Source organism: Methylibium sp. T29 (assembly GCF_000576205.1).
Classification (GTDB): Bacteria; Pseudomonadota; Gammaproteobacteria; order Burkholderiales; family Burkholderiaceae_C; genus Methylibium; species Methylibium petroleiphilum.
The window spans coordinates 1-2,649 of the sequence record NZ_AZND01000365.1; the positions used below are offsets into that span (position 1 = coordinate 1).

Consider the following 2,649-nt stretch of genomic DNA (forward strand, 5'->3'; position numbering starts at 1 on the left):
GCCCCGGTGCCGCCCGCCGCCCGTGCGCGACTGCTGGCCGGCGCCGGCACCGGACTGCAGGTCGACGAGGGCTTCGACCGCGCCTGGCGGCGTGTCGGCCTGGCACTGGACCGCAGCGGCTTCACGGTCGAGGATCGCGACCGCGCCCAGGGCCTGTACTACGTGCGCTACATCGACCAGGCGCAGGCTGCCAAGGATGAGCCCGGCTTTTTCAGCAAGCTGTTCGGTGGCGGCAAGAAGGACGCGGCGGCACAAGGTGGCCTGGCGCGCTACCGCATCGCGGTGAAGAGCCAGGCGGATTCAACGCTGGTGACGGTGCTGAACAACCAGGGCGGCTCCGAGACGGGTGATGCCGCGCAGCGCATCCTGGAACTGCTGGCGACCGACCTGAAGTAGCGATAACGGCCTGAACGGCGGAGACTGCGGTCGCTGCCATGCGCTTTTGCAGCCTCGGCAGCGGCAGTACCGGCAATGCCACGCTGGTGGAGGCCGGCGCGACCCGCCTGCTGATCGACTGCGGCTTCACGCAGAAGGAGCTGTCGCTGCGGCTCGGCCGCCTCGGCCTCGACCCGCCCGGCCTCACGGCCCTGTTCATCACCCACGAGCATGGTGACCACGTCGGCTGCGCGCTGAGCCTGGCCCGGCGCCACCGCCTGCCGCTGTGGATGAGCCGCGGCACCTGGCGTGCGATCGGCGCCCCCGAACTCGACGACGACCTGCTGCACTTCGTGAGCGACGGGGCTCCCGTCGCGGTGGGGGATCTCGAACTGTCGCCCTACACCGTGCCCCACGACGCCGCCGAGCCGTTGCAACTGAGCTGCACCGATGGCCAGCGCCGGTTGGGCGTGCTCACCGATGCCGGCTCGATCACGGCGCACCTTCTGGGTGCATTGCAGGGCTGCGACGCACTGCTGCTGGAGTGCAATCACGACCGGGACCTGCTGGCGAACTCGAGGTACCCCGCCTCGTTGAAGGCCCGTGTCGGCGGGCGCCTGGGCCATTTGGCGAACGACACCGCCGCCGAGGTGCTGGCCGCCTGCCGACATGCCGGGTTGCGCCATGTGGTGGCAGCCCATCTGAGCGAACAGAACAACCGTCCGGATCTGGCTGCCGCCGCATTGGCCGGGGCGGTCGGCACCGACGCCGCCGACATCGTGGTGGCCAGCGCGCGCCGGGGTTTCGACTGGCTGGACCTGGCCTGAGCCGCTTCGCGCGGCCGCCGGACGAAAAAAAGCCGCCCCGAGGGGCGGCTTCCTGAAGCGCGGAGCGACCGGGACCAGCGCCCTGTCGCCCTCCTGCCTGCATTTACTTCGTGGCAGCGTCGATGGCGGCCGAAGCAGCAGCACCGGCAGCCGAAGCCGCATCCGCAGCGCCCGCGGCGGCACCGGCGGCGGCCGAAGCGGCTGCGTCGGTCGCAGCGGTGGCAGCCGACGACGCAGCGTCAGCCGCAGCACCTGCCGCAGCCGAAGCCGCGTCAGTGGCGGCCGAAGCGGCCTGCGCGGTCGCCGACGCCGCAGCGTCGACGGCGGTCGCGACTTCTTCCTTCTTGCCGCAAGCAGCGAGGGCGGCAGCAGCGATCAGCGTGGCAAGCAGGAGCGATTTTTTCATCATGAGGTCCTCAAACGAAGGGTTCAAATAACACCGGTGTGGCGGAACCCGCCGAACAACGTCGAGTTCCTGACAAAGACCAGGGCCGCTCGAGCAGCCCCATGCCTAGCCCAACAGTGTATCCCGAACATGGTGCATACCCTCATAGACCCAAGGTCGTGACAGGGAAGCTTTCGTCGGCTCGTTGCGAAAGCGCCTCAACGAGTTCTCGACAGGACACCAGATCCGCGGTCTCGCGGTAGACCCGGCCCCGGTAGCGCTCGCCATCGTGCAAGCGGACGGCCACGCGTTCCGGTGCGAACAGCAGCGTCGGCAGTTTGTCGGCCACTTCCTCGTGGACTGCCAGGCACTGGACGATGTGCGACCACTGCCGGCGCCAATGCACCCAGCGCGGGAAACGCTGCGCGAAGCCATCGTAACCGGCGGCCAGCACGGTCAGCTGGCGTCGCGAACTGGCCCAGCGTGTCAGCGCCTCGATCACCGCCGGCTGCCCGAGCGGCCACCGGGCGAAGTCCCGATCGCACAGCCAGAGATGCCGTGCGCCGGCCTCCGCGCACTCGTCCAGCGCGGACAGCACGGCCTGGCCGAAGCCCTCGCGCGTGTCGATCACCTGGGTGCCGCCGGCGGGCGCCGAAGCGCCCTCCTGCGGTGGGTCGGTCGGTTCAGCAGCCATCCTCATCTCCCACGACCTGCAGCCAGCCGTCTTCGGCCCACTGCGTCAGCAACTCCCGTGCAGGCTCGCTGGCCCGCTCCAATTCGCGTGTCGACAACGCACGGCGGTCGGCGAGCCGGCGCATCAGAGCGGCATCACGCCCCGCGGCGCGCCAGGATTCGCCATTCACGAACACATGGGCCGCGTCGTACATCATGCGCGTGCGCGGATCCAGGCGCACGCCTGCGTCGACCGACCGCACCTCCGCCGGCGGCGCGAACCAGACGCGCGGCTTCGGCTCGGTGAGCGCCTCGCCGAGCGCCGCCTGCAGCGCCCGCGGATCACGCAGTGCACGCGACACCGCGTCGACCGCGAAGCGCTGCAGCGCC

At 70.2% G+C, this 2,649-nt stretch carries 5 protein-coding genes; 2 read left to right on the forward strand and 3 right to left on the reverse strand.

What is annotated here, in order from left to right:
- Positions 1–396, forward strand: a 396-nt coding sequence (gene bamC, locus x551_RS20890; protein ID WP_036250943.1) for an outer membrane protein assembly factor BamC, incomplete at its 5' end; no start/stop codon positions are given.
- A 38-nt stretch (positions 397–434) separates the two neighbouring features.
- The gene (locus tag x551_RS20895; RefSeq protein ID WP_036234830.1) at positions 435–1,202 is read left to right on the forward strand and encodes an MBL fold metallo-hydrolase; all 768 of its coding nucleotides are present in this window, start codon (positions 435–437) and stop codon (positions 1,200–1,202) included.
- A 103-nt stretch (positions 1,203–1,305) separates the two neighbouring features.
- Here x551_RS20895 and x551_RS20900 read toward each other — a convergent pair whose 3' ends face one another.
- The 3 genes from x551_RS20900 to x551_RS20910 form a co-directional block, all read right to left on the reverse strand.
- Positions 1,306–1,608 (reverse strand): hypothetical protein, encoded by a 303-nt coding sequence (locus x551_RS20900; RefSeq protein WP_036234836.1) that lies wholly within the window; start codon positions 1,606–1,608, stop codon positions 1,306–1,308.
- Between the two features lie 142 nt (positions 1,609–1,750).
- Complete coding sequence (locus x551_RS20905) at positions 1,751–2,281, reverse strand: hypothetical protein (protein ID WP_051495863.1); 531 nt, start codon at positions 2,279–2,281, stop codon at positions 1,751–1,753.
- Positions 2,271–2,649: winged helix domain-containing protein (locus x551_RS20910; RefSeq protein WP_036250947.1), on the reverse strand; the 379-nt coding region annotated here is incomplete at its 5' end. The genes x551_RS20905 and x551_RS20910, both read right to left, overlap by 11 nt.

What these genes read in the sequence shown, in the direction of transcription:
- x551_RS20895 (WP_036234830.1), top strand. Translation starts at nt 435, where the DNA reads ATGCGCTTTTGCAGCCTCGGCAGCGGCAGTACCGGCAATGCCACGCTG.
- x551_RS20900 (WP_036234836.1), bottom strand. Translation starts at nt 1,608, where the DNA reads ATGAAAAAATCGCTCCTGCTTGCCACGCTGATCGCTGCTGCCGCCCTC.
- x551_RS20905 (WP_051495863.1), bottom strand. Translation starts at nt 2,281, where the DNA reads ATGGCTGCTGAACCGACCGACCCACCGCAGGAGGGCGCTTCGGCGCCC.